The sequence below is a fragment of the Nostoc sp. CALU 546 genome, assembly GCF_048836525.1.
The window spans coordinates 47207-73115 of the sequence record NZ_JAWJTF010000031.1 but is presented as its reverse complement, the minus strand read 5'-3'; the positions used below and the strand labels follow the sequence as shown (position 1 = coordinate 73115).

Sequence of the window (25909 nt, the reverse complement as noted above, 5' to 3'; positions counted from 1 at the left end):
TTACTAATATGAGAAAGGTGCTACTCATAGATACATCACTTTTATGTGTTTGGTTAGAAGTTCCAGGTAGAGAAACTGCTGGTAATAATGATTGGGATTTTGAGTGTGTAAATCAGAAAATTGAAGCAGAAATTGCCAAAGGAACCACGCTGGTACTTCCTTTAGCTGCTGTTATAGAAACAGGTAATCACATTGCACAGGCTAAAACAGCAAATTCAGAAAGTAAACGTATAGCGGCTCAAAAATTTGCCGAAATCATAACTTATGCCGCTGATGAAACAACACCTTGGGCTAAGTTTCGTGAGCAAATTGTTCTTTGGGAAGAGGAAGAATTGAAACAGTTAGCCGCTAAATTTCCCAATCAAGCTGTAGAAAAAACTTCTATGGGTGATGCCAGTATTGTAATCTTGGGTTGGCACTACCACCAAAAAGGTTTCCATGTGGAGTTTTTGACTGACGATGACAAGCTAAAATCTCAAGAACCACCTCCACCACAGCCACCTACACGTCGTAGCAGCCGAACAAAAGGGTAAAATATCCTTATTCATCTCTATTTACCCAATCAAAATAGAGCTTTTTCAACTAACTTGTGATGAATTAATTTGGACAGGAATTGTGATAATAAACTCAGTTCCTTCTTTTGCAGTAGATATACATTGCAGTTGACCACAATGTTTTTCTACAACAATTTGATAGCTGATAGATAGCCCCAATCCAGTACCCTTCCCGACGGGTTTTGTAGTGAAAAAGGGGTCAAATAATCGCTTTTGTATATCCTTGGGAATTCCCATACCGTTATCGGCAATGCGAATAACTACTTGCTGGTTATCTATGACTTCAGTCTGAATACGAATTAAGGGTAATTTGAGAGTTGAAGAAGTTGATTCAAAACTCAATTTTGACTCATCATCGCTCTCAAATATAGCATCAATTGCATTTGCTAAAATATTCATAAATACTTGATTTATTAATCCAGCGTAGCATTCTACTGGGGGGATATTTCCATATTGTTTATCAACAGTAATTTTTTGACCTGTTTGCTGATTTATTAAACGGCTTTGTAATATTATTAGAGTGCTATCAATACCTTCATGAATATCAACTATTTTTTTCTCAGATTCATCGAGACGAGAGAAGTTACGTAAAGAAAGTACTATCTCTTGGATACGCTCAGTACCAAATTTCATAGAATTAAGAAGGTTGAGGAAATCAGTAGTTAAAAAATCTAGTTCGATTTCTGCGATCGCAGCTTTAATTTCTGCTACTGGTGTAGGATAATGGTATTGGTATAGGCTAACTAATTCCAGTAAATCTTGAGTGTAGTTGATTGCATAAACAAGGTTGCCAGCAATAAAATTGACAGGGTTATTTATTTCATGTGCAATGCCAGCAACGAGTTGTCCCAAAGCAGCCATTTTTTCATTTTGAATTAATCGGGTATAGTTATTCTTAAGGTTACGAAAACCTTTTTTAGCAATTTTAGATTGTTCTTCTACTTGCTCTAATTGAGCTAGTGTTAAAATATGAATTTGGGAGTGGGCTAAAAGTAACTGATGAAAATCTAATAGTTTATAGGTACCTAACTGAGTTTCTATCAAAATTGGCTCATATACAAATTGAGGTTCTCGTTGCAAGGCTACTTTATTTGCTTCTACAATGAGCGTGTCTTCAGAAATTACACACACATCTGCCTGAAGAAAGTTAATCAAATTGATCACAGGTCGTTTAGAAAATAGTGGGAAACTATAGGGACGGCTCATGTGTTCAAAAAATCTTTGCCGGGAAATCATCCCTACATAGTTATGATTTTTCACCAGGATAATTCCTGGTAGTAAAGGCTCTTGCTTAAAAAGTTTATTCAAATCATTTGCTGGACTATTTGCATCGAAGTAAACAGACCAGAGTGGTAATTCTTGCAAAGTAGACTCTAATCGCAAGTTCAGATTATTAGCATTTGTCATGCTATGTATAGCCAACATATTTTCAACCCTTAACCTTTAAATAACCTTTCTGCTAACACCCCGAATAAGCATTGCAATAATTACAAAGTCAACCAAACTTATATTTCCCTGATTACTGCTTAAAATCACAGTTGTGCTATAAAAATATTGGTATTAGGGCATCTCATAGTTTTCTAGACTGGAGAAGTGATACCAATTAAGAATTATGCAAAAATTGCTAAAAAGCTTTATTTATCAGCTTGAAAGGAAGTTTATGCACAGTTGAAGGAGGTTACAGAGGATAAACATTAAGGCACAAGCTTAGAAAAAAATATCCCACAGGATATTTTATTTTGTACAATGGAAATTATTACGATAATTGCTATTTTATACTTGTTTAATTGGAAGTCTAATATCGATTTTAGTTTCCTGGTTTACAATGGAAGTACATTTGATAGAGCCACCATGTTGCTCAACGATAATTTGATAGCTAATAGACAAACCTAAACCAGTTCCTTGACCAACGGGCTTAGTAGTAAAAAAAGGTTTGAAAATACTCCGGCAAATCTCTTCACTCATGCCACAACCATTATCAACAATTGAGATAGTGATTTGATTTTCCTGAGAATGAAATGTACGAATCAGAATAGTTGGTATTTCATCTGTAGTTTGACTGAGAGTAGCTGCTTTTTTAATCAATGCATCAATTGCATTATTAATTAAATTTAGAAATACTTGATTTAAAGAGCGAGGATTACAAAAAATCTTAGGAATATTTCCGTACTCTTTAATCACTGAAATAGGTTTGCTATTACTAGCAGAAGCATTAAGCCGATGCTGCAAAATGACTAGTGTACTATCAATCCCTTGATGAATATCAGCTTTTTTATAGTCAGCTTCATTCAAACGTGAGAAATTTGAGAGCAATTCTACAATCTCCCCAATACGAGTAGTGCCAACCTGCATCGAGTTCAGTAGCTTTGGCAAGTCACTCTGGATAAAGTTCAGGTCGCTGTTAGCAAGAGCCTTGACTATTTTGACATCTGGATTTGGATACACAGAAGCATAAGTTGCTAGAAGGTTTAGTAAGTCATGGCTATACTGATGTAGATATTGTAAATTCCCATGAATAAAACTCACTGGATTATTAATTTCGTGGGCAACTCCAGCAACCATTGTTCCCAAAGCTAACATAGTTTCGCGTTGAATTAATTGCATTTGAGCTTGCTGAGTTTCTTGTAATTTAAATAAAGCTGACTCTGCATTTTCTTTTGCTGTGCGGTATTTTTCCTGTATTAGAAACAAGCGTTGCAGTGTAAGGTAGTAGATAGTAACACTGAAAAATACGAATAATGATCCGAAAAAGAAAACCATGCCAGTGAGCAATGGTATCCATTCAATCAGCCTCTCAATTGTTAAATAGATGCATAACAAATAACCACCAAGAAAAAAAATCATTAATAAAAACATGATTCTCCAACTCAGTTTCTCTGGTTCTGTCTTGAATAATTGGAGAATTTTTTGAGTCTTGACAATTGATAGTCCCATTATCCAAGCGCCAAGAGTAATCAGGATGATAATCAAAGATAGAACAATTGGAGAACTAAACATGGTATTGAGCCAAAATAGACGTAAAAACTGATAAATGGTCTATAAAATGTTGCTATATCTACGTTTTATCATTTTTTGTGTCACAATTATTTTGTGCATTCATGCGCTGCCTCTTTTCACTCTATAATTGCTTTTTGTCTAGAAAGCAGAAGCCAACATACTGTTGAGTTGAATCTCTTGTACTTTTGAGGCATTCCATGCTTTTCTAGACTGGGTAAGTGTTACCAATTAAAAATTATGCAAAATTGCCAAAAAGCTTAGTTTGTTAATTTGTAAAGTGTGCATAAATCTTATATCAATTCTTTATGAACACTCATAAAAAGCTGACTTTTTACGGTATCTGGAAAACCTCTCTCTAAATCTCTCTCAGAGAGACTTTGAAATTTTCCCCCTTCCCTCTCTTCTCTACGAGAGACTTCGCCAACGAGACGCTGCGCGAACGTAGGGAAGGGGGTTATGTTTTTCGTGGCTTTTCCACATAACGTGAAAAGTCAGGAGAGGTTGGGAGGGGTGAAAATAAATAATATACAGCTTCATATAGAATTGCTATTAGTCCTAGCAATGTTAGGCAAATGTCTCAGCGCCATTTTTAAGATAAAGGTAAAATATCCTTGAGCGATCGCAATTCAACTTTCACATCACGTTATCATCGGATATTGTGGAATTTCTGTGCGTAACTCGATAGCATCTATGACCGCCTCTCACTCCGAAACTCCATCTACCAAGCCCGATGCAAGTACTTTTATTTCTGACCATCAACAGGTGGATCGCAGTAAGCTAAGTCAAATGTACTTGCATTATGTCGAGACGAAGGATAAATATCCTCACGCCGTATTGCTGTATCGGGTAGGAGATTTCTTTGAATGCTATTTCCAAGATGCTGTAAAACTCGCGCAAGAATTGGAATTAGTCCTCACTAGCAAGCAAGCTGGGGAACAGGGACGGGTGGCGATGTCTGGTGTTCCGCATCATGCTTGGGAACGCTACGCGACGATGCTGGTAGAAAAAGGCTACGCGGTGGTAATTTGCGACCAAGTGGAAGATGCTTCTGAAGCTGCTGGGAGATTGGTGCGGCGAGAAGTAACGCGCATTCTGACACCCGGCACTTTGCTAGAAGAAGGAATGCTCAAATCCAGTCGCAATAATTACTTAGCAGCAGTGGTAATTGCCGCAAATCATTGGGGTTTAGCCTATGCAGACATCTCTACAGGGGAATTTCTTACTACTCAAGGTAGTGATTTAGAACATTTGACACAGGAATTAATGCGTTTGCAACCATCAGAGGTGCTGGTTCCGACAAATGCGCCCGATTTGGGTAGTTTGCTGCGTCCGGGAGAAAGTTCGCCCCATCTCCCCCAGTGTTTACCACCATCATTTTGTTATAGTTTACGATCGCAACTTCCATTTTCTCAAGGCGAAGCTAGACCTAGATTATTGCAGAAATTTAAGGTGCGATCGCTCGAAGGACTCGGTTGTGATCATCTTCCCCTCGCTGTTCGTGCCGCTGGTGGGCTTTTAGAATACTTGGAAGATACTCAAAAAGAAAACCCTGTCACCCTTCAAAGACTCCGCAGCTACACCGTCACCGACTACTTAATTGTTGACAATCAAACCCGCCGTAACTTGGAAATTACCCAAACCGTCCGGGATGGCACTTTTCACGGTTCCCTACTTTGGGCGTTAGATAAAACGAGTACAGCGATGGGTGGGCGGGCTTTGCGGCGGTGGTTATTGCAACCGCTACTTGATATTAAAGGTATTCGGTCGCGGCAAGATACCATCCAAGAATTGATGGAAAATACGCCCCTGCGTCAAGATTTGCGGCAGTTATTACGCCAAATTTATGATTTGGAACGCCTCACCGGAAGGGCGGGTTCTGGTACAGCTAATGCTAGAGATTTAGTAGCTTTGGCAGATTCCCTCTCACGCTTACCAGAATTATCCAATTTAGTAGTTGAAACGCGTTCTCCTTTCCTGAAAGCTTTGCAGAAAGTCCCAAGTGTGTTGGAAGAATTGGCACAAAAATTACACGCACATCTTGTAGAGTCACCACCCATACTAATTAAAGAAGGCGGATTAATTCGCCCTAGTGTAAATCCCCTGTTGGATGAAAGAAAGGCGACTGTAGAAGCAGACCAGCAGTGGATTGCCAACTTGGAAGTTGATGAAAGAGCTAAGACGGGAATTTCCACACTGAAGGTAGGATTTAACAAAACTTTTGGTTATTATATCAGTATTTCCCGCAGTAAAGCTGACCAAGTACCCGCTAATTATATCCGCAAGCAAACCCTGACCAATGAGGAACGTTACATCACCCCAGATTTGAAGGAACGAGAAGCCCGGATTTTGACGGCGCGAGATGATTTAAATCAGTTGGAATATGAGATTTTTACGGCGTTGCGGGAAGAGGTAGCACAAGAGGCGGAAGTAATTCGCAATTTATCTCGTGCAGTGGCGGCGGCGGATGTGTTGTGTGGTTTGGCTGAGTTGGCGGTGCATCAAGGTTACTGTCGTCCAGAAATGTTGTCAGGACGAGAGATAAATATTGTTGACGGCCGTCATCCGGTGGTGGAACAGTCTTTACCTGCGGGTTTCTTTGTGCCGAATTCGACGCAATTGGGGAGTAGGGAATCGGGAGTAGGCAGTAGTGAAGAAGAAATTCCCCCACTCCCCACTCCCCACTCCCAATTCCCTGACTTAATCATCCTCACCGGGCCAAACGCAAGTGGCAAAAGTTGTTATTTGCGTCAGGTGGGATTGATTCAGTTAATGGCGCAGATTGGTAGTTTTGTACCAGCGAGGTTTGCTAGATTGGGAATATGCGATCGCATTTTCACTCGTGTCGGTGCAGTAGATGACCTTGCAACTGGTCAATCTACCTTCATGGTGGAAATGAATGAAACGGCAAATATTCTCAACCATGCCACATCTAGATCGTTAGTATTATTAGATGAAATTGGTCGCGGTACAGCAACATTTGATGGTCTTTCCATAGCTTGGGCGGTGGCGGAATATATAGCAGTTGATATTCGGTCACGCACAATTTTTGCCACCCATTACCATGAGTTAAATGAACTGGCAAGTATTATACCGAATGTGGCTAACTATCAGGTGACGGTGAAAGAATTACCCGACCAAATTATCTTTTTGCACCAAGTTCAACCAGGAGGTGCTGATAAGTCTTATGGAATTGAAGCGGGAAGATTGGCGGGTTTACCAGCCGTAGTTATTCAACGCGCAAAACAAGTTATGGGGCAAATTGAAAAACACAGCAAGATTGCGATGGGACTACAAAATCTTGATGGTTAAGCAAGTTCGTAGTAAGGACTTTAGTCCTTATTTTCTAAGCACTAAAGTGCTTACTACAAACTGAGGTGTTAATTACTGCCGAAAAATTTCTACTTTTTGTAACACAACCTCTTGATTCGGACGATCTCTAGTTGTACGCACATTAGCGATCTTGCTGACTACATCTAAACCTTCGACAACTTCACCAAAAACACTGTGTTTGTTGTCAAGGTGAGGCGTTGGTGCTTCTGTAATGAACCATTGCGAACCATTAGTACCGCGTCCGGCATTAGCCATCGACAGGATACCTGCACCAGTATGTCTCAATTCAGGATGAAACTCATCCTCAAATTGATATCCTGGGCCACCAGTACCCCATCGGCTGGCTGTATCTAGATAACGACTTAGAGGATCGCCACACTGAATCATAAAATCAGGGATGACGCGGTGAAAACGAACCCCATCGTAAGCTGGAGTTCCCTTGCCAGATTCACCAGTTTTAGGGTCTTTCCAGTCGATTGTTCCGGTTGCTAGACCGACAAAGTTTTTGACGGTATTAGGAGTTCGTTCTTCCTCCAAACGAACTACAATTTCACCCAAGGAAGTAATTAAACGAGCGTGCAGCTTGCCATCACCGGGAATATTAATTTCTGGAAAGTTCATTAGATATCCTACTTTTAACAAGTGCCAGTATTTGAACTATATAAGTTTATCAGCATTCAAGTTACCGCCTTTAGACATAACAAAAAATCTGAAGTCAGGAAACTTGAGCCAACAAATATTTTATTCAGGCAAATTTATCGCTGGATTCCGGCTAAAGAATCCTCTAGGGACTAGCTTAAAGCCAACTCGGTGAACGGGCATCACCGGCCAATCTTCCGATCGCGGAATATGAGTTACGCCCATTGTGTACCACAGTACGATATCTTCACCCATCAAGGCTTCATCGTCTGCAATATATTTTGGTAAACCCTGTCCTGGTTGAGTTTGGTTGGGATAATCTCCCCCAGCATAAAGTTCAGTAGGATTATATTTTGTCACCCAGAGGTGATGAGTCGCAAATTCTGCCCGTTGACGGATGCTTGAGCCTTCCACAGGGAAAAATATCGAGTTTCCTTCAGGCATCAGCATATATCCTGGTGCAGCATCCAGAACATTCTTTTTGTCTGCGCTAACAATCATCCACTCTCGACTGCTTTTCATATCCAAATCGCGCACAGCAGCCGTTTCTTTGGCTAGCGGAGTTTCTGTAACTGCGATCGCATTTCCTAAAGGATTTTTCTCATCCATCGGCAAAGCTTTCACATTCATTTCCATCACAGAATTAGCCTGACCATCGACATCGAAATCTAGGCGATAGTTAAAAAAGTGTTGGTGATTTACTCCGAAGATATTCTTTGCAAGTAGCCGACCAGATGAATCATCGTCAGATTGCTTTTGGGAAGCCGTTCCCTGCGCCAATACGATACCCGTTAACTCATTTTGGACTTCCAAAGTCCCATCCTGGTGAAAGATCCAATTGATGCTGTAATCATAGTTATCAATGGCCGCATTCATCGTCATGATCAATTCTCGACTGCGACGGACATCATTACGCTGCGTACCATAGTCATAGTGCTTCCAGAGCATACCGTTATTTCGCTCGTATATGCCGATCGCTCCTGGCATCACATAAGGTTCTCCGTCGCCATTAGCAAACACAGCATCCAGCAAAAGACCATTTTCCGGAATTTCTTTACCTAACTGCATCGTGGTTGCTAGGGAACCAAAATTGTATTCCCCAACATCAAAGGCATTTCTGAATGACCAAGTGGGATTTGGATCACCGTAAGGCACTACCGTCTCTGATAGGCTAGCGCGGTACAGCACTGGTCTGATATTTTCCCCATCGCTGTGTGTCACTTGGTACAACACCAATCCACTGCGGGGATGCATTACATAACGAAATTTCCAACCTTGCCAGCTAATTTCATTGTCTTTGATCTGGAAACTTGCACCATTTGGTTGGAGAATTTTTAATGCTTTAAGTGGTGAAAGTAATTTACCCAAGGATTTTACATCATAGTTCCAGTTCTCTTGAGAAAAAGGAACTATCCCTCTATCCACGAAACTAGAAATTTTACCTGTGTTCAAATTAACGGTTGCCAGAATTCCTTCAATTGGACTGCCGTAAGAATTCCAGTGTTCGCCCTTGTAGTAAAATAAGCCCCGACAAAGACGGTTTCCTGCTGCTTCTTCCTGTTTACTCAGGATTCCGGGGGCCCAACAACTAATTTTGACTTGGTTGAAGTCTGTAATTCCCCGTTTTTGCATCGCTGTTTGCCATCGGGGATCGGATTTAAAAGCTTCAGTTGCCAATTGATATTCTGAAGCGACGATCGCAGGTTGAACAGAGGGTATTTCTTTCCAAGAACTTAAGGTTTTGCTTGTCAGGTCAACGACACCCTCATAAGTTTTGTTTTGCGATCGCTCATAGACTACCAAAAAAGCTTTTCTCTGGAAAACTTTACCAGGTGTAAAATTTAGAACTTCTTCTTTATCTGGTTCTTGTAAAGCAATAAGTGGAAAAGCTGCCATTTCGCTCAAAGTTTTTTCTCTTTGGATGACCGAAACAGCTGTATTAATTTCTGACTCAGTTAGCGAAGTGAGAGGATGGGAAATAGAAGGCTGTTGAGCCGTCAATGTTTCTATTAATCCGATTGAGATAGAAATGATGGAAATGATCGCAATAGATAGCCATAAAAAACGCTTTAGCCGCTTAATCATCTTTTACATTTTTACAAAAGACTTATAGTTATCTATTTCCAAGCCTAAGATTGAAAACCGATAAATTAAGAGGCTAAAGCTAAATTAATTTGTTAATCGTTGGGGACTGGGGACTGGGGAAGAGTTTTTCTAAAATTCAATTCCCAATCCCCAATTCCCAATATCCAATTTACGCAGAAACCAAACGGCGTAAAGACTCAGCACGACGTTTAGCAATAGGGTTATTTGGAGCTAATTTGAGTGCTTCTTCGTAACTTTGTAACGCCTGAGTAGTTAATTTTTTCTTTTCGTAGGCGTGACCGAGATTATTCAATCCTGTTACGTAGTCAGGTTTAGCTTTGAGAGCTTCTTTATACTGACGAATTGCTAAGTCATATTGCTCTTGGGTAAAATAAATATAGCCCAGCCCGTTGTAAATGGGGGCAATATCTTCTTCTTCCTCTTCTTCAGCAGCTTTGAGAGCTTTTTGAAATAGCGCGGTCGCTTGAGAATACATTTTTTTTTCTGAATAAATACTGGCTAACTCATAATATTCTTGAGTCGTACCCTTTTCTTTCTCTAACTTCTTTCGCAACCTTGCAAAAGCGCCTTCAATCTTGCGAGTTTTGAAAATCTGGCGAAAAACACTCACGGCTGCAATTGTGAGTATAACCACCAAAATTGAGAGATAAACAACGGCTAGACTGTTATCCATTGCTGCAAATACAAATATTATAAAGTTTGTTATTTGTCATTTGTCATTTGTCCTTTGTTATTCGCTAATGACCAATGACCAATGACCAATGACTAATGACCAATGACAAATTTACGGTAAACCCCAATATTGAGAGCGTTGCTGGAGCCAACCTTCTTCTAAATAACGAGCGATCGCTTGATTCACATTTCGTCTAAACTCATCGTACTGCAATCCCTTGGGCATTACTACAGACAATGGTTCAGTTGATAGCTTAGTTGGCAGTAGCCGATATTGAGGATATTGTTGCACCCAACCGCTTAGAACGCTAGCATCTGCGGCAAAGGCGGCGGCGGCATTATTTTCTATTTGCTCTCGCGCTTCTTGATATGAATTCACTCCTACTAACTCGGCATTTGGCACATAGTACCGCACTTGAGCAATAGTGCTGGAGTTGTTGAGTACGGCAATTTTTTGTTTTGCCAAATCACTCAATTTCTGTACAGAGGCATCTTTTGTAACTAATACAGTGCCATCCAAATAGTAGGGAACACTGAAACTAACTATGCGGCTGCGAGATTCGGTTGCGGTGACTCTAGCGATCGCAAAATCAACTTTCTTGTCTAAGACTACAGATAGGCGATCGCGATTCGCTACAGGTTTTAATCTGATAGCCTCGGCTTTACCAACCAAGTCAGTTGCCAAACGCTTTGCCAAGTCAATTTCTAAGCCTTGCAAATCTCCGTTGGCATCTTTAAATCCCAAGGGACGCAAGTTATCTTTCACGGCAATATTTAAATATCCCCGCTGCTGAATTTCTGACATTTCGGCAGCAGATGCAGTTAATCCCGTCCCCACTATGGAAAAGCAAAAAATCAAAAAAATAGTGGCGGATAATACCAGATGTAACCGAGTAATTACTTGCCATCTGTTACATCTGTTATACATCCCTTACCACCTTTATCCTTTAGCTTGGTTTGCTAGTTCAGCAACTTTGCCGAAGCTAGCTGGATCGAGGACTGCCAATTGCGCCAACATCTTGCGATTTAGTTGGATATCAGCTTTTTTCAAGTTACCGATCAACTGGCTGTAGCTCAAGCCGTGTTGCCTGGAAGCAGCGTTGATGCGGGTGATCCAGAGGCGACGAAAATCGCGCTTTTTCTTTTTGCGATCGCGGTAGGCACTCCGTAGCGCCTTCATCACTTGTTGGTTGGCAGTTCTAAACAGAGTTGAATGGGAACCGCGAAAACCTTTAGCTAGTTTGAGAATTTTATTGCGGCGCTTCCGAGCTACATTACCGCGTTTTACCCGAGTCATATCTTAATTTCCTAAAATACTTACAAATATGGGAGCATCAAGCGAACGTTAAGTTCATCACGTTCATGTACAAGCGCACTTTGGCGCATACCACGCTTTTTGTCAGAAGATTTGTGTTCTAAAAGGTGGCTTTTGAACGCTTTACGACGGACGATTTTACCGGTGCCGGTGGCACGGAATCGCTTTGCCGCAGCTTTACGAGTCTTTAGTTTAGGCATGGGTCTAGCTTTGATTCGACACGATCCATTATTATATACTATTAAAATTGCTATAACTGCAATTAAGTAAAGGATTTAATCAATCGCGATCGCTATTCAGGAGTCAGAATTCAGGAGTTAGAATTCAGGAGTCAGAATTTTGTACAAATGGTGGATACCGTAGCATAAAGCCTCTCTTCTCCTTTGGAGACGCTAGCGCGTAGCTTGCTTCTCCGTAGGAGTACGCTTAGAGTAAGTCCGCGATCGCCTGAATAATCGGGTTTAAAATCTCACCAAATCGTAGATTTGATGTTACAACAATTCCCTGGCGAGTCTGAATACCCGACTGCTAGCGCAAACGTCTTGATTCAGAATTCAGAATTCTGAATTCTGAATTCTGCATTCTTCTTCAATAACTTTTTCCAGTGGCGCTAACTTTAGGATCTAAAACAATTTGCGAACCGGATTTATTCACATGGTAAGTCCAAGATTGCTCTTTAACCTTGACAATCACTTCCCAGCCTTCAACGGGGTCGTACTGCTGGGTGCAAACTTCGCCAAAGTTGAATTGGCAAGGGTTTCCAAAAGTTTTTGATGTAGCTTGAGTGATTTTTAAATCAGCAATTCCCACCCCAGAACGCTTTGAGGCATCGCTTAAAACTGCATCTGCGATCGCTTTCGGCAATATCTGTAAAGCACTCACTTGCGGATCTAAAACGATTTGCTTTCCAGATTTATCTACACGGTAAGTCCACGAATCTTTGCGGACTCTGACAACTACTTCCCAGCCTTCAACGGGGTTATATTCCCTAGTACAAATTTCTCCAAAATTGAACTCACAAGGATTACCAAAGGTTTTCGATGTGACTTGAGTAATCCGTAATTGCCGTTTAGGTATGCCGGAACGCTTGGACGCATCCTGTAAAATTTTATTAGCGATCGCCTTCGGTAACTTATTTCCTTGCGATTGGGGTCTTTGGGACAATTGAGTACTGTCTGGGCGAGGAATAGCCCCAGCGAAGTTGTTTTCAGCAAGCCCAAACCCACAAGAGAGCAAGCTTGTCAACGCCAGCGTCAATAAAACTCCTCTGGGTGACTGAAAGGTGCTTTTGAGTACAGCAGATACTTTGATGATTGATTTCATATATTTTTTTAAATTGAACAGTTTGTTTGACGTTGCACTCTCAATTCAGTTTCTTTGTAACAAGTGGGGACAAGGGGAACACCAAAGATTTCTTCCCAATGCCCAATGCCCCATGCCCAATGCCCAATGCCCCATGCCCCATGCCCAATCCCTATTTGATCATTGCCGCTAAATTCATCACACATTCAGGAAACTGGCGTTTTAATGCCGGAAACACCGGACAAGGCGCTTGTTCTTGTAAATTATCTGGTTTACTCCAAGTAAAGGGCGCTTTCTGTGCCGCAGACATCCACAACAGAAGTTTCGCTCGTGTCATCGCAACATAGAGTAAACGATATTCTTCAGATGTTTTCAAATTCTTTGCCACCTCCCATGCCTGACTAACATCCGGTATGGTAGATTCTTCGTGGAGAGTAGCGCGAATTTGAGCGCGGGCTACTTCTGATAAGGTAAAGTCGCCTAAAAATTGACTTTGGGGAGGAACCCAAAATCTACCAGGAATCAAGTTTTCGTGGAGAAAGGGAAGAAACACATAGTCCCAATCCAGCCCTTTGGCTTTGTGCATGGTAATAATTGTCAGTTGACCGCGACGAGTGTAACGTTCTTCTGAATCTTCGGTTTCCACTGGTTCAAACCGTTCAGAACTGACGATTTCACTTAAGGCTGAAAGCATCCCACTCATTGAACTATTGCCAGCTATCTGCTGGTTAACCCGTTCTGCGAGTTTGTCAGCAGTTGCCAATTCTGCTTGGTCGTAATTTAAGGTCAAGGCGAGAAAGGAAATTAGCTGATAAAGAGGCAGTTCTAAGCGGGCGCGAAGTAAATTGCGACACAAACGAGCAGCTTTTTGTACTGTTTCTGATTGGGGTGCTGCTAGTGGACTAGGATACAAAAATTCTTCTGGTAGACTAGCAAGGGCGTTGAGGTCTTGGGTAGGAATTAATTGGCGCTGTACTAAAGCTTCTAGGGCGGCTTTGAGATAATCGGGGGAGTGGGGGCGATCGCAAAATTGCAGTAATGCCAAAATTTCTTGGGGGACATGGGAACGGCGATCGCGTTCTCCCACATCGTAAAGTGTAATATTATGCTCTTTGCACACAGGTGCTAAAGCCTCTCCTAGCCAGCGTCCTTGGCGATTTTCTCTGACTAAAATCGCTGCACTATTTTTTGTTGGGTCTTCGCCAAATAACTCAATCACCCTTTGAGATAACAATTCAACGGTCTGATGAATATCACGCGGTGTATAAAGTTCTAAACCTCGTCCTACTGGTGCGGGGTTGGCGTTAGTTTGCGGATCACCAGCATTAACAGGGCGAATTGTCTGCAAGCGAAATGGGACTTGTCGATTGTCAGGAATCTGTTGTCCATTATTGGTTTTTGCTAACCACTGATTATTAATCCATGTGAGGGCAAAGTTAGCAGCTTCAATGATAATTCTAGTACTGCGACCAGCTTGATCCATCGTTGCCAATCGTTCGATGCGATCGCACTCTTCGCAAAATTGTCGAAAATAAATCGGATCGGCTGGAGTAAAGGTAGAGTTAATCGCCTGGTTAGGGTCGCCAACTCGAACTAAGTTGAGTGGGGAGTTAGGAGAGACGCGATGAATCGCGTCTGTACAAGAGTCACCAGTAGAGACGCGATGAATCGCGTCTGTTAGGAGTGAAGAATTATCCGCATCACTCGCCAAAATTTCTAATAACTGCGTCTGAAGCGGGCTAGAATCTTGGGCTTCGTCTTCAAAAACGGCGAATACTTGATTTTGCTCAATGCGACGGGCGCTGTCATTTTCTAAAACGCGCAGTGCGGCTAAAATCATATCGTCGTAATCAATGAAGTCACGCGATCGCATTAAGTTTTGATATTGCTCATACAATCCCGCCGCTACACTCAAAATTGCATATTCGTCTGTGGTTTGTTTACTCCACTCCCGCAACAATTCTGGCGATATTCCAGAACTTTTGGCTTCATGAATTACTGTATTAGCTAATTCTGGCAAGACTTCTGTTCGCAGCACCGATTGGCGACGTAACCTTTCTGTCTCTTCTCCATCAAATTGATAACCTTCTAATAACCGCAAATATCTATCTTGATTATTTCCAATCCATTGTTCTACAGCAGTTCTGATAAAACGGTGACTTTGGGTTGGTGTAATTAATGTGACATTTTCTAACTGCAAACCCGACAAATCAGAATGGCGGCTGGCAATGTTCAATGCTAGACCATGTAAGGTATAGACAAAAAAGCCCATCTGAGGTAGAGATAAATCATCTCGTAAGAATTTACGAATTTTGGCTTTAATATTGGCAGCAGCAGAGCGAGTAAAAGTAACGACTACCAATTGACGGCGCGAGGATGAACGTTCATATTGACGGGCGATCGCGATCGCAGCTGCCGCAGCCATACCCGTAGATTTTCCTGCACCAGGAACGGCGGAGATAGCCAAAGGGCCAGATTGCCAGTCAGCCATTTGCTGTTGTCCAGGGCGTAAACTGTTGCGGATTGCGAGAATTTTCTCTTTTAAAGAAGGAACTGGCGATCGCTCAGACAATTCTGAGTCAAGTAATTCTTGAACAACAGGAATAGTAAATTTAGAGTCGGACATATAAAATTTGAGATTTGAGATTTTGGATTTAATTCAAAAATCACATACATAAATAATTTTAGGTGATTATTAATCTCAAATTACTAAATTGTTGATAGTAGTCTGTCTAGTTTTATTGGATTAGTAAGTTATTTCGTAGTTAGAAGTTCAGGCATTATTTTTTAACTACTAAGAGGTTGTTTGAAAAGTATTTAGCTGTGATTTTAGGCACTTCTAGATCCCCCCTAACCCACGCCAGTCGCTCCACTTGGGGAGACCCCAAGACCGCGCTGGCTCCCCTTAAAAAGGGGGGAACCGGAATCAAAGTCCCCCTTTTTAAGGGGAGCCACTGCGTTGGGCGGGTTCCCCGACTTGAAGCACGTGGCGTGGATTTAGGGGGATCTAGAACGTTTTGCTACCAAGAAGAGGACTTTTCAAACAACCTCTAAAGTGCTTACTACAAACCCTGAAAAAAATTTTGTAAATATTCGATTACAGTAATTCATCAGGGAAAACATTTTCCAAAAGCCTGAAGTAAACGTAACGATCCTCGAACGCGGATCTTCCTCCTGATTAGCGCCCAAACAATATTCTGTTCCTTGGCTAGAAACTGAAGCCAGGTGTAGCTGTCGGCAGAAATGTGAATATTGGCTGTTCCAATATGACTATTTTCCACCTGAATTGTCTTATCTTTAATTATGACTGTCGCCTGACATTGTTCCTTCCCAGTGAATGTGAAGTGGTAAATAGCATCCAGTCCTACTGATTGATTCCTTTGAAATACCAGAGGCAACCCGGAAAGAAACCCTTGAATAGAATTAGGGCGAAGGCTGTTGCTAACTTGCTTAACTTTTTTGTGTGGAAATCTTCTCGCTACGTAGTCTTGGGCATCGGAACCTGGAACAACATAAATAGTTTCTTCTTTATCTTGTAAGGGTCGGACTACTTCTTTAACAAAGCCTTTCTTATTCCTCAAAAATTGACCAATTACATCTTCCCCAGCTGGACAAGCAGCTACACAATAAGCTGCTTTATAGTTTGATTTGAAAGCAAGACTCTGCCACATTGATGCTGATTCCGAATCATTCACTTTTTGACGGTAGTCATGGGCACTTTTACTTTCGGCAATATCTTCTACCCAATCGGTGAATCCTCCCAAAAACTCTCGATAATTGTGAGTGTAACAAGCTGAGAAGTTGAAATGTCCATCACCACCAATAGCTCCTACTGGACAAGCTACTACACATAATTTGCACTCCAGGCAGGGGTTATAGTCAATTGGTTTGTTATATTTAGTTACTTCAGCTTCGATCAAAATCGTCCCAAGTAAAATAAAGTTGCCAAATTTGGGATGAATAACGTTGCGGTGAATCCCCATGTGACCTAAACCTGCGGCTACAGCTACAGGTTTGTGGGAAACAACCCAAATTTTCCCTGGAAAGCGATCCATTTCCATTGGAAAACCCATTGCTGGATTTAAAGCTCGAATTCCTTTTTGTTCAAGGGTAGCAACAATCTCATGAGCAATTTGGTTGACTTCATCGCCTGTAGTGTGAAATTCTACGTTAGCTAGCGATCGCTCTGAACTACGAACATTCTCCCGATTCATGCGACACACAAAACTAACTAGTGTCTTCGTCGGTGGAAAAGCTACAAGAATATCCTGGCGTTGAGCAGCAATCTCTGGGCGATCAATCTCTACAAAGCCAACATCATCCGCTCCTAGCTCCAAGCACAGACTACGTAGCCAATCAGCATCTAAAGGAGAAGCGATCGTGGAATCATCGATAGTCCTTTGCTCGCGATACTGTCTGACAGTTGGATGATCGTCAAATTTAGACATAGAGGTTTCCTAATTCAGAAATATGTGTATATACACCTTTTTGGAAAAAAAAATTAGCCTTTATGCAGCAAGGATACAGTATCAGACAAACCTGATAACAAAGTACTCCATCGTTCTTGCCCTAATTGTTCTAATACACGAGTTTGGGCTACCTCCCATAAAGGTAAAGCCTCGGACAAAGCGGCTTGTCCTTTATCAGTTAAACTGATCACCCGCATCCGTTGATCCTGTCCTGGCTGAATCTGGAGCAATCCCTGCTTTTCTAGTGGTTTGAGGTTACGTGTCAGAGTGGTTCGATCCATAACTAATTCTTGAGCTAGGCGCGTGATTGTTACTGAGCCAGCTAAGTTGATTGCAGTCAGCAAGGTAAACTGGTTAGCCAAAACCCCACTTGGTTGCAAAATCTCATCAAAAAGTTGTGTAACTGTGCGAGATGCTTTGCGGAGATTAAAACAGGTACAGGTAGCTGCAACTTTTTTAAGTAGAGCTAATTGAGTAGTTTGGTCTTGCATAAATTAAGTGTATATACACTTAATTATCCTGTCAAGCACTAAGTACAACATTTCATTAATTCGTAGCGAATCCTCTGTGTACCTCTGCGCTTACCTTTGCGCCCCTTTGCGTTTAAATTTCAACCCTCAATTTCCTATGAATTTACGCAAAGCTGTACTAAGACGGCGATCTAAGCGTTTCTGCTAGAAATAAAATTAATAATCCCCCGACAAAACAAACTTTGCTTGGTTCATTTGCTCTCTAAGTCGGAGGATTATTAAGGAATCTCAAAACGAAATGTCAATAAACAGGGAGTAGGGAATAGGGAGTAGAGAGTAGGGAAGACGGCATTGGTCGGGGCTTGAAACCACAGGCCTTTGCTATCGTCTTGAAAGACGGGGCTTGTAACGAAGCTGGTTGTTGGGGCTAGTTTTTCCCCTACTCCCTACTCCCTACTCCCTACTCCCGCCCCAACGGGGCTTGGTCACCCGCCAGGGAATAAATTTTCAAGCTAATAGCTTAAGTCTGCTGAAGTAGACTGGAGATTTTTGGCGATATTTAGTCATCTTCAGATGACTTTATCTATGAGGCGGGAATTTCAATTTCCGACGGACGAGTTGTTTCGCGTTAAGTTGACACCAATATAATGTGGATTGCACCTACGCAACTTCAACTGAACATTGATGAACTGCCGATAAAAGCTAGAAATACCGGGGCAAATTGTACAGAAAATGACTTTTACACTAGTTCTTTGATAGTTTGCCGTTCATCCACAGTTGATTCACTAAAAACAGCTACATACAACCATCCGGCTAAAATCGCCCCCAAAATCGGAGCTATCCAGAACAGCCAGACTTGCGAAAAAAGTTTTACACCTGCAAATATAGCAACTCCCGTACTACGGGCGGGATTAACCGAGGTGTTGGTTACAGGAATGCTAATTAAGTGAATCAAGGTGAGTCCAAAACCAATTGCTAATGGTGCAAATCCTTTAGGAGCGCGGCTATCAGTCACACCCAGAATAATTAGCAGAAACATGAAAGTCATTACAACTTCTGTAATAAGGCAAGAAAATAGCGTGTAACCACCTGGAGAATGAGTACCGTAACCGTTGGTAGCCAATGGGTTGGAGCCACTTAGGGTAAATCCAGTTTTGCCGCTAGCAATCAGGTAGATAATGCCCGCAGCAACAACTGCACCGATTACTTGAGAGACGATGTAAGGTAGTAAGTCAGAGGCCGGAAAGCGCCTACCTGCCCACAATCCAAAAGAAACAGCTGGATTGAAATGCCCACCAGAAATATGACCAAGAGCATAAGCTCCGGTGAGGACGGTAAGCCCAAACGCCAAAGATACACCGACTAATCCAATACCCAATGGAAAAGAAGTATTTTCACTGATTTTTGCAGCATCCGCTGTATAGGCTGCGGCTAGAACAGCGCTACCACAACCACCTAAAACAAGCCAGAATGTACCAATAAATTCAGCCAAGCAACGTTTAGTGAGAGACATTTTCGGAAAACTCCTTGTTCAGCTACAAACGAGCGATCGCTATGTTGGGCAATGCTTGAGTTATTAATTTCAACAGGAAATGCATCGTGTTTGTTTCGTTATCAAACTAAATCGAAACAATAGGAAATTGTTTTTAATTCAATAATTGGGGTGATAAAATATGAAGATAGCGGAAAAGCGAAAATAACAAAAAAAATACTTAATTTCTTAAGAATTTTGCTTCCCTGATATATTGATTTATTAAGATTCTTGTTCTAGCTAATATAATCTTCAAGACTCCCACACCTTGCGGGTGCGGGAGTCTAAAAATTGAATCAATAGGGTTCGGTTAAGGTTTTTTGATGAAAATTATAAATCGCAAAGACGCGATAAATCGCCGTCAAGACAAAGGACTGAATGCTTGTAAAGACAGCGATTCATCGCGTCTCTTTCCTTAACCGAACAGTATTGAAAATTGAATTTATTCGTCAATCTGCCAGGAATCTTTAGTTAATTCTTCATCCAGAATTTTCTTAGGACGCACAATAATGATAATTTGTCCTAATAAAGGAATTTCTGGTTCAGTTTCAAACCACTGAAAATCTAATTCACCACCATTTTCAACAACAAAGTAGCTGGAGGCATCCCATTCTCGTTGGGCACGATCTATCACTACTACGACTGGCCCTATTTGGCTTTGAGTTTGGATGGGGAAGCGATCGCTATTCGCTAAAATCACAACTGGATCTTCTGCCGCCAACAGCACTTGCCAACCTGGTAAGGGAACCCAAGCTTGCTCTCCAGAAAACTTGACCATACGAAATGGTTCAATTTCTGTGAGTATAGGCACAGCTTGTAAGTCTTGGCGTGACAATGGCAACTCACCGACTACAGGCAAGATTCGGGGTAATTGTTCTTCAAACTCCAGGCGGTAAAAGGGTAAAATTGGCGCTGGACGTTGGGGAACAGTAGTAAAATCAGTCAGTAGTTGTTCAATTTTTTGCCTTGCTGCTGGCGTGTGAGCAAAACGCAAACCTTTGGCAATTAGGCGCGATCGTTGTTGTAAATCTGCATTTTGGCGTGCCAGTTTCCAAACTTGATGAGCAACAGCATCCCCAGGATGGGCAGAAAACCCTTCTGGTAAACTGCGGTAATAAGAGAACTCTTTCAGGGCTTTGGCTATTTCCCGTGCCTCATCGGCATCAACATTGTGAACGAAGATGAGTTCGGCGGCGGCGGCGCGTTCTTCTTGGGTGAGCAAACGCAGTTCGTATAAAACATCACTTCCACGTGTGGCGTAGTGCGATCGCGTTGCTTCCGATACTCCAAACTTTTCCAAAGAATTGTAAACTTGAGAACCAACAACCACCTGATTTTGTTGAATTGGCTCAAATCCAGTCGCCTCAAAAATGTCTTGGGGATTGTAACCGGCTTTTAGCAACGAGGCGATCGCCGTTCCCCATTCCACCCAGTTGCCTTGTTTTTGCCTCAGCCTTCGCAGTAACTCTTGTGCTACATCGTTAGTAGCATTGTCTTCGGGATTCTGAGCGTTGGGTGGTAGATCAGTCATAATCGGAGTGCGAACTTCAACTTGAGAGGTTGGTTAATACCTCATGAGCAAGTCTTATTCTAATCTATGAACTACCCCAGACAGACTGCCTTAAGTTCATCTGTGGAAACTTACAGCAGTTTTCTTTGACATGAAGTACAAAGCTACGGGTTTTGAGGCAGGAGGTGGGAGATAGGAAGCAGAAAGAAAGAATTCCGCAGCAAATTTACTCTGTAGCGCCCACTATTAGCGTTTTAAAATATGCAAAATAACTCCGTATAAACCCTTGGCAATTTTCGGCTATTCTCAACTAAACTTGGTATGGAATATAACAAGAGAGTAAATATTTAAAGGAAATATCTTATGGATAATCCCAGTGTTGAAATTGATAAAGTCCAATATCAAGTAATGACTCTCGAACGACCAAAAAAGCTGAAAATCCTGGTAGTTGACGATGAGCCAGATAATCTCGATCTGCTTTATCGCACATTTCGACGCGACTTTAATGTTCTAAAAGCTGATAGTGGAGTGAACGCCCTACAAGTTTTGGCAACAGAAGGGGAGGTAGCGGTAATTATCTCCGATCAACGGATGCCAGAGATGAAAGGGACTGAGTTTCTCAGTAAGACTGTACCTCAGTTTCCCGATACGGTGAGAATAATTCTCACTGGATTTACTGATATTGAAGACTTGGTAGAAGCGATTAATGCGGGGCAAGTCTACAAATATATCACCAAGCCTTGGGACCCAGGGGAACTGAAGGCAGTGGTGCAAAGAGCAGCAGAAACTTACGACTTGCTCAAGCAACGTACAGAAGAATTACGCCGCGCTCATGCTCAAATGGCGCTGCTGAGTGTTTTGGTACAGGTAACTCAAGCTGCTTCTAGCTTAGAGGAAACACTTGCTCCCATTGCTAGGGCTGTGAGTGAGACTTTTGGGGCAGAAGGCTGTATTTTACAACTTACAGATGGAAATACTCTGGTTGCGACTCAAGGAACTTACAGCGAAACAGGTACAATAGAAAATTGGTTATCTGAAGACCCGCTAACAAAAGAAGCGATCGCCACTGGGCAAATCCAAGTTTCCTTAAATGTAGTTAAAGACACTAAATTAGTTGATGCTATTCACTACCAAAATACGGGTGTGCAAGCACATTTAGTGATCCCGATTAGCTACCGGAACGAACTTTTGGGCGTATTATCACTACAGTGGAAGCAACCCTGCACTTTGCGGGAAGATGAATTAACCCTAATTAATTTATCAGCGCAACTGGTAGCGATCGCTCTCACTAGTAGCCGCTCTCATTAAACCATTGTGTAATTGTCATTAGTCATTAGTCAAAAACCAATGCCCAATGCCCAATGCCCAATGCCCCATGCCCAATGACCAATGACTAATGACTAACGAAATTAAGTCCATTTTTAACCGTATTGCTCCAGTTTATGACCAGTTGAACGATTGGTTGAGTCTGGGACAGCATCGAATCTGGAAGGAAATGGCAGTAAAATGGAGTGCAGCTCAACCGGGCGATACTGCATTAGATTTGTGTTGCGGTAGCGGTGATTTAGCCTTACGTTTGGCGAGGCGCGTGGGAGCGACAGGTAAGGTGTATGGAGTAGATTTTTCCCCAAACCTGCTAGAAACTGCTAAAGAACGTTCCCAAAAGCAGTATCCCCAACCTGCGGTCGCCTGGGTAGAAGCCGATGTGCTAAATTTACCCTTTGAAGATAACCAATTTGATGCCGCAACAATGGGCTATGGTTTAAGGAATGTTAAAGATATTCCTCGCAGTCTCCAAGAGTTACACCGCGTTTTGAAGCCGGGTGCTAAAGCTGCAATTTTAGACTTTCATCGACCGAGCAATCCTCAGCTACGTGCTTTTCAGCAGTTGTATCTGGACGGTTTCGTAGTGCCAGTTGCCAATTATTTAGGCTTAAAAGAAGAATATGCTTACATCAGTCCCAGCTTAGACCGTTTTCCCATCGGCAAAGAGCAAATAGAGTTAGCTCATCAAGTTGGTTTTGCTATTGCCACACACTACCCCATTGTGAACGGTATGATGGGAATGCTGGTAGTCAGCAAATTTTAGATTTGGGATTTTGGATTGGGGACTGCGGAATCGGTAATGGCTAATGGAAAATCGTTAGTAGTTAGTGGAAAAATAAATCATAACTAATAACCGCCAATTACCAATCCCCAATCCCTAATTTCTAATCTAGAATCCAAAATCCAAAATCCAAAATCCAAAATCCTGTGGACTGGTTTCATCTTTGGTTTTATGTGGCTCCCCCGGTACTGGGTGGAATTATTGGCTATTTCACAAACGATATAGCCATTAAAATGTTGTTCCGTCCTTACCGAGCAATTTATATTGCTGGACGAAGAGTACCCTTCACCCCTGGATTGATTCCCCGCAACCAGGAACGTCTGGCTAAGAACATTTCCAATACAATCATGGGGTCACTGCTGACACCACAAGAGTTGCAAAATCTGGCCCGACGCTTGTTGCAGACAGAACGCGTGCAAGCAGCAATTATCTGGTTGTTGCGGCTGGCAATTGAACAAATCAAAACAGATAAAAACCAGAAAAGTACCAAAATTGTAGCCGGAATTTTGCGGGATTTACTAGGGGAATCCTTACCACGGTTACTCAAGGTTTTGGCGCGACGTGAAGACTTTTTAGAAGCGCAAATAAATCAGATTTTTGACCAGATATTGCTGGAATTTCAACTGAGTGAAGAACAAGCCACGCGGCTTGTTGATTGGTTGTTGGAGGTAGTTTTACCACCGGATCTGCTGCGCCAAGCGATAGTTGATTTTTTGACCGATCGCACGATTCAAATTATTGATGAAGGATTCCGCGAAAAAACCAGTGGGACTTATTGGGTAGTAGCAAATTTGTTTGGCTTACGTAACACTCTTACACGGCTACGGACTTTTTGCTTGGATGAAAAGGAGGCTACCAATACTCGCTTGCAGGAATTGACTCAAGAATTGCAGGTGCGCGATCGCATTCGGAAATTCTTGCAAAATTTATCATTACAAAACTTGCCAATTGGTACGGTGCGCCAACTAAGAAAAACCACCCGCGAAAGTGTCCGTCATTACCTGCAAAACAGTGGTAGCGATTTTTTACAAGGATTAACTGATTCTGTTGATTGGGAAAATATTGCTGTAGTACTGCTGAATCGCCTTAGTACTTCACCAGTTGTCAATACTTCTTTAGAAGTAATGAGTCAAGAATTGGCTCTAATTTTAGAGAAATATTTGGAAAAAGATTTAGAAGCAATTGTGGCACAGGTAATTCCAATTTTGTCAATAGATGAAGTGATAGTTGACCGTGTGAAATCAACTTCACCAGCTGATTTAGAAAATGCGATTGAGGGAATTGTCAAAAATGAATTGCAGGCAATTGTGACTTTAGGTGGTGTCCTGGGTTTTGTTATAGGGTTATTGCAGACAGTGTTTTTAATATTAAGTCAATCTTAATTGTCTGTTTTTGTCTGTAAATTTATCAAATTATAGTGAGAAATTACTTATATTTTGAAGCAACTGAAATTGAGCGATCGCCTTCTGAGAAAAGGTGTAAATAAGAAGCGATCGCGATCGTTTTTATTCAGAGCCACCCTAATTTATTCGCAGCGTAATAATTACGAATTACGAATTACGAATTACGAATTACATTGACTCACTCTCTATCTCTGTTTGCAACAACTGTACATCTTCAATTGATAACCCAGTTAATTTTGCCACTTCCTCTAAAGTAATTTGGCTTTTGAGCAGATTCACCGCAACCCGCCGAATCCCCTCTTGTAAGCCTTCGGCTCTACCTTTGGCTTTAGCTTCAGCCTCAATCTCTTGATAAATTACAGATTCGCGCATATTGTCTCTCCGTAATACTCTTTGAATGAACCCTTTCTCTAATACTAGACCAGCTAGAATTGATGTTGCAGCTGCCACATTATTCTGCAACCGTTGGTCAGGAATTTCTGTAATTTCCTGTGCTACTTGCTGCAACACACTTTCACGGTCATCTGTCCCACCCAACACCGCGAATGGAAGTAAACCTGGATAGTTCAAAAATACTGCTGTCGGCTGTTCCCATAACTGTTTAAATAATTAAATATCATCTTATGCTAACTATTATTGGTTGCGGAAATCTCAATCGCAGTGACGACGCAGTAGGTGTAATCATCGCCCAACGCTTACAAAAATATCTAGCTGAAAACCCTCACCCTGATGTGCGAGTTTATGACTGTGGCACCGCAGGGATGGAAGTAATGTTTCAAGCTAGAGGTAGTAAACAATTAGTAATTATTGATGCAAGTTCAACTGGTTCTGAACCTGGTGCTGTGTTTAAAGTTCCAGGAAAAGAACTGGAAGCTTTGCCCGAACCTAGTTATAACTTGCACGATTTTCGTTGGGATAATGCTTTAGCCGCCGGACGGAAAATCTTTCAAAATGACTTTCCCGAAGATGTGACAGTTTATTTAATTGAGGCGGCAAATCTTAGTTTGGGACTAGAGTTAAGTCCTGCTATTAAACATTCTGCTGATTTGGTTTTTGAAGAGGTAGCTGCACTTATCAAACAGAATATTAACTAATCCAAAATCCAAAATCCAAAATCCAAAATTTAATTATGCCCAATCCCGATAAACAGAAAGTTCATCTACCCTCATTTCAAAAGGTATACCTTGACTTTCTGGGGGACAAACACGGATTTTCGCACTGCTGACAATTCCGTAGAGTAATGTCCCCATTGGCACAATTTTTTGTAAAATACGCCAATTAGTAACCTGATCGGGACATTCAATTACCAATGTTAGAGCATTAGCATGGGTTGTCACATACCACCGGCAATCAGATAGAAGATTTTGAATCGTGCGATCGCAAGCGTCATAAAAGTATCTGCTAATAGAATACTCTAGTTGCTGCCGCAGTATAATATCCGCAGATGTCGGTTGCATAGGATGTGAGTCATCACCATTTAAGTAATACATCTTTCTAGCCATCT

At 41.7% G+C, this 25909-nt stretch carries 22 protein-coding genes; 6 read left to right on the top strand and 16 right to left on the bottom strand.

Features of this window, described 5'->3' with window-relative positions; translation table 11 throughout:
• Positions 1–8: 8 nt before the first annotated feature.
• Positions 9–533: a hypothetical protein gene (locus tag RRG12_RS17430; protein ID WP_420760139.1), complete on the top strand. Its 525-nt coding sequence runs from the start codon at positions 9–11 to the stop codon at positions 531–533.
• Between the two features lie 45 nt (positions 534–578).
• Here the strand turns inward: RRG12_RS17430 and RRG12_RS17425 are convergent, their stop codons facing one another.
• Complete coding sequence (locus tag RRG12_RS17425) at positions 579–1979, bottom strand: ATP-binding protein (protein ID WP_420760138.1); 1401 nt, start codon at positions 1977–1979, stop codon at positions 579–581.
• A 348-nt stretch (positions 1980–2327) separates the two neighbouring features.
• Entirely contained in the window at positions 2328–3551 is a 1224-nt protein-coding gene (locus tag RRG12_RS17420; RefSeq protein WP_420760137.1) for a sensor histidine kinase, read from the bottom strand.
• 690 nt (positions 3552–4241) lie between these two features.
• Between RRG12_RS17420 and mutS the strand changes: the two genes are divergently transcribed.
• A complete protein-coding gene (gene mutS / locus RRG12_RS17415; protein WP_420760146.1) occupies positions 4242–6860 on the top strand; it encodes a DNA mismatch repair protein MutS in 2619 nt (872 codons plus the stop codon).
• Between the two features lie 72 nt (positions 6861–6932).
• Here the strand turns inward: mutS and RRG12_RS17410 are convergent, their stop codons facing one another.
• From RRG12_RS17410 to RRG12_RS17355, 12 genes are all read right to left on the bottom strand, one after another.
• Positions 6933–7502 carry a peptidylprolyl isomerase gene (locus tag RRG12_RS17410; protein ID WP_181928176.1) on the bottom strand — a complete coding sequence of 190 codons (570 nt, stop codon included), beginning with the start codon at positions 7500–7502 and terminating at the stop codon, positions 6933–6935.
• A 120-nt stretch (positions 7503–7622) separates the two neighbouring features.
• A complete protein-coding gene (locus tag RRG12_RS17405) occupies positions 7623–9605 on the bottom strand; it encodes a primary-amine oxidase (RefSeq protein ID WP_420760136.1) in 1983 nt (660 codons plus the stop codon).
• A 169-nt stretch (positions 9606–9774) separates the two neighbouring features.
• Complete coding sequence (locus RRG12_RS17400; protein WP_420760135.1) at positions 9775–10299, bottom strand: tetratricopeptide repeat protein; 525 nt, start codon at positions 10297–10299, stop codon at positions 9775–9777.
• 111 nt (positions 10300–10410) lie between these two features.
• Complete coding sequence (locus tag RRG12_RS17395; RefSeq protein ID WP_069069780.1) at positions 10411–11226, bottom strand: transporter substrate-binding domain-containing protein; 816 nt, start codon at positions 11224–11226, stop codon at positions 10411–10413.
• A gap of 12 nt (positions 11227–11238) precedes the next feature.
• Entirely contained in the window at positions 11239–11595 is a 357-nt protein-coding gene (gene rplT, locus RRG12_RS17390; RefSeq protein WP_069069781.1) for a 50S ribosomal protein L20, read from the bottom strand.
• A gap of 20 nt (positions 11596–11615) precedes the next feature.
• Complete coding sequence (rpmI, locus tag RRG12_RS17385; protein ID WP_069069782.1) at positions 11616–11813, bottom strand: 50S ribosomal protein L35; 198 nt, start codon at positions 11811–11813, stop codon at positions 11616–11618.
• A 388-nt stretch (positions 11814–12201) separates the two neighbouring features.
• Positions 12202–12936, bottom strand: a complete 735-nt coding sequence (locus RRG12_RS17380; RefSeq protein ID WP_420760134.1) for a hypothetical protein — start codon at positions 12934–12936, stop codon at positions 12202–12204.
• A gap of 151 nt (positions 12937–13087) precedes the next feature.
• A complete protein-coding gene (locus RRG12_RS17375; protein WP_420760133.1) occupies positions 13088–15541 on the bottom strand; it encodes an ATP-dependent helicase in 2454 nt (817 codons plus the stop codon).
• 484 nt (positions 15542–16025) lie between these two features.
• On the bottom strand, positions 16026–17363 hold the full coding sequence (locus RRG12_RS17370) for an SCP2 sterol-binding domain-containing protein (RefSeq protein ID WP_420760132.1): 1338 nt from the start codon (positions 17361–17363) through the stop codon (positions 16026–16028).
• A gap of 53 nt (positions 17364–17416) precedes the next feature.
• Complete coding sequence (locus RRG12_RS17365; RefSeq protein WP_289795547.1) at positions 17417–17875, bottom strand: MarR family winged helix-turn-helix transcriptional regulator; 459 nt, start codon at positions 17873–17875, stop codon at positions 17417–17419.
• A gap of 718 nt (positions 17876–18593) precedes the next feature.
• The gene (gene aqpZ / locus RRG12_RS17360) at positions 18594–19367 is read right to left on the bottom strand and encodes an aquaporin Z (RefSeq protein ID WP_069069787.1); all 774 of its coding nucleotides are present in this window, start codon (positions 19365–19367) and stop codon (positions 18594–18596) included.
• 460 nt (positions 19368–19827) lie between these two features.
• A complete protein-coding gene (locus tag RRG12_RS17355; protein WP_420760131.1) occupies positions 19828–20916 on the bottom strand; it encodes a RuBisCO accumulation factor 1 in 1089 nt (362 codons plus the stop codon).
• Between the two features lie 342 nt (positions 20917–21258).
• Between RRG12_RS17355 and RRG12_RS17350 the strand changes: the two genes are divergently transcribed.
• The 3 genes from RRG12_RS17350 (at position 21259) to RRG12_RS17340 (ending at position 24384) form a co-directional block, all read left to right on the top strand.
• Entirely contained in the window at positions 21259–22203 is a 945-nt protein-coding gene (locus RRG12_RS17350; RefSeq protein ID WP_069069789.1) for a response regulator, read from the top strand.
• Between the two features lie 88 nt (positions 22204–22291).
• Positions 22292–22984 carry a bifunctional demethylmenaquinone methyltransferase/2-methoxy-6-polyprenyl-1,4-benzoquinol methylase UbiE gene (gene ubiE, locus RRG12_RS17345; protein ID WP_420760130.1) on the top strand — a complete coding sequence of 231 codons (693 nt, stop codon included), beginning with the start codon at positions 22292–22294 and terminating at the stop codon, positions 22982–22984.
• Between the two features lie 164 nt (positions 22985–23148).
• The gene (locus RRG12_RS17340; protein WP_069069791.1) at positions 23149–24384 is read left to right on the top strand and encodes a DUF445 domain-containing protein; all 1236 of its coding nucleotides are present in this window, start codon (positions 23149–23151) and stop codon (positions 24382–24384) included.
• 189 nt (positions 24385–24573) lie between these two features.
• Here the strand turns inward: RRG12_RS17340 and RRG12_RS17335 are convergent, their stop codons facing one another.
• Positions 24574–24975 carry a hypothetical protein gene (locus RRG12_RS17335; protein ID WP_420760129.1) on the bottom strand — a complete coding sequence of 134 codons (402 nt, stop codon included), beginning with the start codon at positions 24973–24975 and terminating at the stop codon, positions 24574–24576.
• Positions 24976–25028: 53 nt separating this feature from the next.
• Between RRG12_RS17335 and RRG12_RS17330 the strand changes: the two genes are divergently transcribed.
• Entirely contained in the window at positions 25029–25499 is a 471-nt protein-coding gene (locus RRG12_RS17330) for a hydrogenase maturation protease (RefSeq protein ID WP_420760128.1), read from the top strand.
• A gap of 33 nt (positions 25500–25532) precedes the next feature.
• Here the strand turns inward: RRG12_RS17330 and RRG12_RS17325 are convergent, their stop codons facing one another.
• Positions 25533–25907 carry a hypothetical protein gene (locus RRG12_RS17325; protein WP_069069793.1) on the bottom strand — a complete coding sequence of 125 codons (375 nt, stop codon included), beginning with the start codon at positions 25905–25907 and terminating at the stop codon, positions 25533–25535.
• Positions 25908–25909 lie beyond the last annotated feature (2 nt).

What these genes read in the sequence shown, in the direction of transcription:
- RRG12_RS17430 (WP_420760139.1), top strand. Translation starts at nt 9, where the DNA reads ATGAGAAAGGTGCTACTCATAGATACATCACTTTTATGTGTTTGGTTA.
- RRG12_RS17425 (WP_420760138.1), bottom strand. Translation starts at nt 1,979, where the DNA reads ATGTTGGCTATACATAGCATGACAAATGCTAATAATCTGAACTTGCGA.
- RRG12_RS17420 (WP_420760137.1), bottom strand. Translation starts at nt 3,551, where the DNA reads ATGTTTAGTTCTCCAATTGTTCTATCTTTGATTATCATCCTGATTACT.
- mutS (WP_420760146.1), top strand. Translation starts at nt 4,242, where the DNA reads ATGACCGCCTCTCACTCCGAAACTCCATCTACCAAGCCCGATGCAAGT.
- RRG12_RS17410 (WP_181928176.1), bottom strand. Translation starts at nt 7,502, where the DNA reads ATGAACTTTCCAGAAATTAATATTCCCGGTGATGGCAAGCTGCACGCT.
- RRG12_RS17405 (WP_420760136.1), bottom strand. Translation starts at nt 9,605, where the DNA reads ATGATTAAGCGGCTAAAGCGTTTTTTATGGCTATCTATTGCGATCATT.
- RRG12_RS17400 (WP_420760135.1), bottom strand. Translation starts at nt 10,299, where the DNA reads ATGGATAACAGTCTAGCCGTTGTTTATCTCTCAATTTTGGTGGTTATA.
- RRG12_RS17395 (WP_069069780.1), bottom strand. Translation starts at nt 11,226, where the DNA reads ATGTATAACAGATGTAACAGATGGCAAGTAATTACTCGGTTACATCTG.
- rplT (WP_069069781.1), bottom strand. Translation starts at nt 11,595, where the DNA reads ATGACTCGGGTAAAACGCGGTAATGTAGCTCGGAAGCGCCGCAATAAA.
- rpmI (WP_069069782.1), bottom strand. Translation starts at nt 11,813, where the DNA reads ATGCCTAAACTAAAGACTCGTAAAGCTGCGGCAAAGCGATTCCGTGCC.
- RRG12_RS17380 (WP_420760134.1), bottom strand. Translation starts at nt 12,936, where the DNA reads ATGAAATCAATCATCAAAGTATCTGCTGTACTCAAAAGCACCTTTCAG.
- RRG12_RS17375 (WP_420760133.1), bottom strand. Translation starts at nt 15,541, where the DNA reads ATGTCCGACTCTAAATTTACTATTCCTGTTGTTCAAGAATTACTTGAC.
- RRG12_RS17370 (WP_420760132.1), bottom strand. Translation starts at nt 17,363, where the DNA reads ATGTCTAAATTTGACGATCATCCAACTGTCAGACAGTATCGCGAGCAA.
- RRG12_RS17365 (WP_289795547.1), bottom strand. Translation starts at nt 17,875, where the DNA reads ATGCAAGACCAAACTACTCAATTAGCTCTACTTAAAAAAGTTGCAGCT.
- aqpZ (WP_069069787.1), bottom strand. Translation starts at nt 19,367, where the DNA reads ATGTCTCTCACTAAACGTTGCTTGGCTGAATTTATTGGTACATTCTGG.
- RRG12_RS17355 (WP_420760131.1), bottom strand. Translation starts at nt 20,916, where the DNA reads ATGACTGATCTACCACCCAACGCTCAGAATCCCGAAGACAATGCTACT.
- RRG12_RS17350 (WP_069069789.1), top strand. Translation starts at nt 21,259, where the DNA reads ATGGATAATCCCAGTGTTGAAATTGATAAAGTCCAATATCAAGTAATG.
- ubiE (WP_420760130.1), top strand. Translation starts at nt 22,292, where the DNA reads ATGACTAACGAAATTAAGTCCATTTTTAACCGTATTGCTCCAGTTTAT.
- RRG12_RS17330 (WP_420760128.1), top strand. Translation starts at nt 25,029, where the DNA reads ATGCTAACTATTATTGGTTGCGGAAATCTCAATCGCAGTGACGACGCA.
- RRG12_RS17325 (WP_069069793.1), bottom strand. Translation starts at nt 25,907, where the DNA reads ATGGCTAGAAAGATGTATTACTTAAATGGTGATGACTCACATCCTATG.